5 protein-coding genes are annotated in these 6,224 nt (G+C 64.7%); all 5 read left to right on the top strand.

Annotation, left to right across the window (positions count from 1 at the left end):
- Window positions 1-103 precede the first annotated feature (103 nt).
- The 5 genes from tal to pgl are packed head-to-tail and all read left to right on the top strand — an operon-like array spanning window position 104 to window position 6,162.
- Window positions 104-1,225 (top strand): transaldolase, encoded by a 1,122-nt coding sequence (gene tal / locus ACFUCV_RS14705; RefSeq protein ID WP_380817057.1) that lies wholly within the window; start codon window positions 104-106, stop codon window positions 1,223-1,225.
- A gap of 5 nt (window positions 1,226-1,230) precedes the next feature.
- Entirely contained in the window at window positions 1,231-2,868 is a 1,638-nt protein-coding gene (locus tag ACFUCV_RS14700) for a glucose-6-phosphate isomerase (protein ID WP_380817055.1), read from the top strand.
- A 17-nt stretch (window positions 2,869-2,885) separates the two neighbouring features.
- Complete coding sequence (gene zwf, locus ACFUCV_RS14695) at window positions 2,886-4,421, top strand: glucose-6-phosphate dehydrogenase (protein ID WP_380817053.1); 1,536 nt, start codon at window positions 2,886-2,888, stop codon at window positions 4,419-4,421.
- Window positions 4,418-5,359 carry a glucose-6-phosphate dehydrogenase assembly protein OpcA gene (locus ACFUCV_RS14690; protein ID WP_380817061.1) on the top strand — a complete coding sequence of 314 codons (942 nt, stop codon included), beginning with the start codon at window positions 4,418-4,420 and terminating at the stop codon, window positions 5,357-5,359. Before zwf ends, ACFUCV_RS14690 begins: the two co-directional genes overlap by 4 nt.
- Complete coding sequence (gene pgl / locus ACFUCV_RS14685; RefSeq protein ID WP_380817051.1) at window positions 5,356-6,162, top strand: 6-phosphogluconolactonase; 807 nt, start codon at window positions 5,356-5,358, stop codon at window positions 6,160-6,162. The genes ACFUCV_RS14690 and pgl overlap by 4 nt, the downstream gene beginning before the upstream one ends.
- The last annotated feature ends 62 nt before the right edge of the window (window positions 6,163-6,224 follow it).

Raw genomic sequence — 6,224 nt, 5'->3', positions numbered from 1 at the left:
TACTATCAACTCACGAGGCATCCGAGAATATAATAACACACACGTGTTTCTGAAGATAACAGTGCCTGATGACACGGTCCCTGACTCCTAAGGAAGCAGCACAATGACTGACGCAAATCCCACCGCCGCACTCTCCGCCGCAGGTGTTTCCATTTGGCTTGACGATCTTTCCCGCAACCGCATCACCAGCGGCAACCTTGCTGAACTCATTGCGGAAAAAAATGTTGTTGGTGTCACCACCAACCCCAGCATTTTTGAGGCCGCCATCACCAAGAGTGACGACTACAAGGCCGAGCTGAAGAAGTTCTCCGCCGCCGGCATCAGCGCCGAGGACGCGGTGTTCGCCCTGACCACCTCGGATGTGGCCGACGGCTGTGACATCTTTGCCCCGCTGTACGATGCCACCAAGGGCAGGGATGGCCGGGTGTCCATTGAAGTGGATCCACGCAAGGCCTGGGACACCGAGGCCACCGTTGAAGAAGCGAAGCTGCTGTACTCCACGGTGAATAAAAAGAACGTGCTCGTAAAGATCCCCGCCACCTTGGAGGGCCTGGCCGCCATCACCTCCACTTTGGGGGCCGGCATCAGCGTCAACGTCACCTTGATCTTCTCGCTGGAGCGCTACCGTGAGGTCATGAATGCCTTCATCAGCGGCATTGAACTGGCCAAGGCCAACGGGCACAACCTGGCGGAAATCCACTCCGTTGCCTCCTTCTTCGTCTCCCGCGTGGACACTGAAATTGACAACCGGCTGGAAGCCATCGGCAGTGACGAGGCCAAGGCGCTGAAGGGCAAGGCCGGCTTGGCGAATGCCCGCCTGGCGTACCAGGCCTTTGAGCAGACCTTTGACTCGGAGCGGTGGGCGCTGCTGGCCGATGCCGGAGCCAACGCCCAGCGTCCCCTGTGGGCTTCCACGGGCGTGAAGGATCCCGCCTACCCGGACACCATGTACGTCACCGAGCTGGTGGCAGCGAATGTGGTCAACACCATGCCGGAAAAAACCCTCAACGCCACCTTTGACCACGGCGAGGTCACGGGTGACACCATCACCGGCAGCTACGCGGACGCCAATGAGTTGTTGAACCAGCTCGAAGCGCTGGGTGTCTCCTACAACGACGTCGTGAAGGTCCTGGAGACCGAGGGGCTGGACAAGTTCGTGGCCAGCTGGAAGGACCTGCTCAACCATGTCCAGGCTGCCCTCGACGCCGTTGGCGCGGAGGACTGAGGCACATGACATCGCTGGGATTTGCCGCCACGGGGGCCGCGCAGGCGGCCGGGGCGCAGCACTTGTTGACCCTGGTCGCCGACCAGGTGGCCTCACGCATTTTCGCCCAGGACGCCACACTCTGGGGTCCGGAGGCGGAAGCCGAATCCGCCATCCGCCTGGGCTGGGTGGCGGCGCCGGAAATTTCCGCCTCCCTTCCGGCCGAAATCGCCGCGCTGCGCGGGGAGCTCCTGGCGGAAGGCATTGACCGCATTGTGCTCTGCGGCATGGGCGGGTCGTCCCTGGCCCCGGAAGTCATCACCGCCACTGCCGGGGTTGAACTGACGGTGCTGGACAGCACGGACCCGGCGCAGGTGCGTGCCGCGGTGCAGGACCGCCTCGCGAGCACAGCCATTGTGGTCTCCTCCAAGTCCGGCTCCACCCTGGAGACGGATTCGCAGCGCAGGATCTTTGAGCAGGAGTTCACGGCCGCGGGCATTGATGCAAAGTCACGCATCATCATTGTCACCGATCCCGGTTCACCCCTGGACGTCTCGGCCCGCGAGGCCGGATACCGCAAGGTCTTCAACGCCGACCCCAATGTGGGCGGGCGTTATTCGGGTTTGACGGCCTTTGGCCTGGTGCCTTCGGGCCTGGCCGGTGTGGACGTGGCGGCCCTGTTGGATTCGGCCGAGGAAGCGGCGGAAATGCTCCGCGATGACGACGTCGACAATGTGGGCCTGCGCCTGGGCGCCGCACTGGGTGGCACGAGCCCGCTGCGCGACAAGATAGTGATTGTCGATGACGGTTCGCCCCTGGTGGGCTTCGCGGACTGGGCCGAGCAGCTCCTGGCCGAATCCACCGGCAAGCTCGGCACCGGGGTGCTGCCCGTGGTGGCCTCCGCCGACTCCCCCGAGGTCACAGCCGGGGCTCCGGATGTGCTGGTGGTACGCCTGGTGGCGGAGGACTCCGAGGTGGAGCTTCGCGACAACGAGGTCAGCATTTCCGGCGGCCTCGGCGCCCAAATGATGGTGTGGGAGTTCGCCACGGCCGTGGCCGGCCGGCTGCTGGGCATCAACCCCTTTGACCAGCCGGATGTCGAGGCCGCAAAATCCGCTGCCCGCAGCATGTTGGATGCCACCTTCGCCCCGGTGCCTGCACTGTTCGTCGACGGTGCCGTGGAGGTCCGCGCAGGCACCCCGGATGCCCCCTGGCTTGCCGGCGCAACATCGCTGCCGGAGGCGTTGACGGCCCTGCTGCGCACCCTGGAACCCAACGGCTACCTCAGCGTCCAAGTGTATTTGGACCGTCTGGGCCTGGCTCCGCTGGCCGAAATCCGCGAGCCGCTGGCCGGTGCCACCGGGCGCCCGGTGACCTTTGGCTGGGGCCCGCGCTTCCTGCACTCCACCGGCCAGTTCCACAAGGGCGGCCCAGCCGTGGGCGTGTTCCTGCAGGTGACTGGTGCGCCGGAGCAGGATTTGGCCATCCCGGACCGGCCCTTTGGTTTTGGTGAACTGATTGCCGCGCAGGCGGCCGGGGATGCCACGGTGCTGGCCGAGCACGGGCGGCCCGTGCTGCGCCTGCATTTGACCGATGTTGCCGCCGGTGCCGCTGAACTTCAATCCGCCGTGGCCGGACTTGCGGGCCACCACCTAAACGGTTAAGGCTGTTGACTCAATCCATGTCCCCCACATCCCATGAAAACCCGCTCCGGGACGGCCGCGACCGCAGGCTGTCCCGGGTGGCGGGCCCGTCCTCGCTGGTGCTCTTTGGAGTCACCGGCGACCTCTCCCGCAAAAAGCTCATGCCGGCCGTTTATGACCTGGCCAACAGGGGTTTGCTGCCACCTAGTTTCGCCCTGGTCGGCTTTGCCCGCCGGGACTGGTCCGACGCCGAGTTCGCCGCCCAGGTCAAGGAATCGGTGCAGGCCCACTGCCGTACGCCCTTTGATGAGAATGTCTGGACCCAACTGCGCGAAGGCATCCGTTTTGTGCAGGGTGAATTTGATGACGACTCCGCATATCAGCGGCTGAAGGAAACGCTGGCTGAACTCGATGCCGTGCGCGGCACCCGGGGCAACCACGCCTTCTACCTCTCCATCCCGCCGAAGGCCTTTGAATTGGTCTGCCGCCAGCTTTCCGAGCACGGCTTGGCACAGACCGGGGACGAGAGCTGGCGCCGGGTGGTCATTGAAAAGCCCTTTGGCCACAATCTGGAATCAGCCCGGGCCTTGAATGACATTGTGGAATCGGTGTTCCCGCCCGATGCCGTGTTCCGAATTGACCACTACCTGGGCAAGGAGACGGTGCAGAACATCCTGGCACTGCGCTTTGCAAACCAGTTCTTTGAGCCGCTTTGGAACGCCAACTACGTCGACCATGTGCAAATCACCATGGCGGAGGACATTGGCACCGGCGGGCGTGCCGGCTATTACGACGGCGTGGGAGCTGCCCGTGACGTGATTCAAAACCACCTGCTGCAGCTGCTGGCGCTGACGGCCATGGAGGAGCCCATTTCCTTCAACGCCGAGCACCTGCGGGCCGAAAAGGAAAAGGTGCTGGCAGCGGTCAAGCTGCCCGATGACCTTTCCAAGCACTCGGCGCGGGGCCAGTTTGCCGGTGGGTGGCAGGGCGGGGAGTATGTCCAGGGCTACCTTGAGGAAGAGGGCATCCCCGCGGACTCCACCACCGAGACCTACGCTGCGGTCCGCCTGGACGTGAACACCCGGCGTTGGGCCGGTGCGCCTTTTTACCTGCGCGCGGGCAAACGGCTCGGGCGCCGCGTGACGGAAATTGCCGTGGTGTTCAAACGCGCCCCCAACCTGTTGTTCACCGACCACGCCGAGGACGACTTCGGCCAAAACGCGGTGGTCATCCGGGTCCAGCCCGATGAGGGTGTCACCATCCGCTTTGGCTCCAAGGTTCCCGGCACCCAAATGGAGGTCCGGGACGTCACCATGGACTTTGGCTATGGGCACGCCTTCACGGAATCAAGCCCGGAAGCTTATGAACGCCTGATCCTTGATGTGCTCCTGGGTGAGCCGCCGCTGTTTCCGCGGCATGAAGAGGTTGAGCTGTCCTGGAAGATCCTGGACCCTTTTGAGGAATTTTGGGCGGCGGAAGCCCAACAGCCCGAAAGCTACAAGCCGGGAAGCTGGGGTCCGGCCTCGGCTGAGCAACTACTAAAGCAAGACGGAAGGACGTGGCGCAGACCGTGATTGTTGAACTGCCGAACACGACGACTTCCAAAATCACCAAGGAAATCGTCAATATGCGCGAGCAGGGAGGCGTCGTGGCCCTGGGCCGCGTGCTGACCCTGGTGGTGATCACCAGCAGCGGTGCGGAGGAGGAAGCCATCACCGCCGCCAACCTCGCCAGCCGTGAGCATCCCTGCCGCATCATTGTGTTGGCCGCCGGATCGGCTGATGAAGCCACCCGCTTGGATGGGGAGATCCGCGTGGGCGGCGACGCCGGTGCCTCCGAGGTGATTGTCCTGCGGGGATCCGGCGAGCTCGCTGCCGAAAATGAATCCCTGGTCTCGGCCCTGCTGCTGCCTGATGCGCCCATTGTGGCCTGGTGGCCCCGGCAGGCGCCCAAGTTCCCCAGCGAATCCCCCATTGGCAGGATCGCGCACCGCCGGATCACCGACTCCAGCAGTGCCGCGGACCCCCGCGAAGCCCTGTCGGGCATGGCCCACAGCTACGCCGACGGTGACACCGACCTGGCGTGGACCCGGCTGACCAATTGGCGCATTCAACTCGCTGCCGCACTGGACCAGTACGACGGCTCGGATCCCATCACAGCCATCAGTGTCGAGGGCGCCAGCGATTCGCCCAGCACGCTGCTGCTGGCGGCGTGGCTGCAGCTTGCCCTCGCGGTGCCCGTCAGCCTGTCCGAAAACATCGCAGGCTCCGGGATTGGCAGTGTCACCCTTGAGCGCAGCGAGGGCCGGGTTGAACTGCGGCGTCCCGATGCCATGAACGCGGTGCTCAGCCAGACCGGGCAGCCGGAGCAGAAAATTGCGTTGCCGCGCCGTTCCCTGCAGGACTGCCTGGCCGAGGAACTGCGCCGCCTGGATCCCGACGAGGTGTTTGGTGAAGTGCTCACCAAAGGCCTGGCCAAACTCCCCTCCCCCAAGAAGGTGGCACACTCATGACGAAAAACGTCCGTATTACACCCCATCCTTCCTTCGACGTCCTTGCAGCCACCACTGCGGCGCGGCTGATCACGCGCTTGTTGGATGTGCAAAGCGAACGTGGTGAAGCCACGGTGGTGTTGACCGGAGGCAGCGTGGGAATTGCCACCTTGCGTGCGGTGGCGGCCTCCCCGGCCCGCCTGGCCGTGGACTGGGCCAAGGTGAACTTTTGGTTCGGGGACGAACGTTTCGTTCCAGCGGATTCCGCCGATCGCAACGCCGGCCAGGCGGCGCAGGCGCTGCTGGACTACATCCCCGTGGATCCGCTGCGGGTCCACATCATGGCAGCAGCTGACCAGGTGGCCGACGCCGAAGAGGCCGCTGCGCGGTATGCCGGTGAACTGGCCGGTGCCGCCCGTGCCGAATGGGAGGGCAAGGACGACGCCGCCACCGACACGGCGCCGGCGGTGCCACGCTTTGACGTGCTGCTCCTGGGCCTGGGACCGGATGCGCACATTGCCTCGCTCTTTCCGGAAATGGCGGGGATCCGCACCAAGGGCGTCCCTGTTGTTGCTGTCCGCAACTCTCCCAAGCCACCGGCCGAGCGGGTGTCACTGACCCTGGAGACCATTAATTCCGCGGAGGAAATCTGGATAGTGGCCGCAGGCGCGGACAAGGCCGCCGCCGTGGGGCTGGGCTTGGCCGGTGCCAGCGAGGTGCAGGTCCCCGCCTCCGGCGCCCGCGGGAAGGTCAAGACCCTGTGGCTGTTGGACGAGGCCGCCGCGGCCAAGGTTCCTGCAGCGCTCATGCGCGTGGAGCACTAGGGAGCTGCCCCAGGCAGTGCATAAAGGAAGGACCCCGCCGCGGCGGGGTCCTTCCTTTATGC

Origin of the sequence: Specibacter sp. NPDC057265 (assembly GCF_042668835.1) — a bacterium.
GTDB lineage: Bacteria > Actinomycetota > Actinomycetes > Actinomycetales > Micrococcaceae > Specibacter.
The sequence above is the reverse complement of the archived record's forward strand: the minus strand, read 5'-3'. Positions and strand labels throughout refer to the sequence as shown.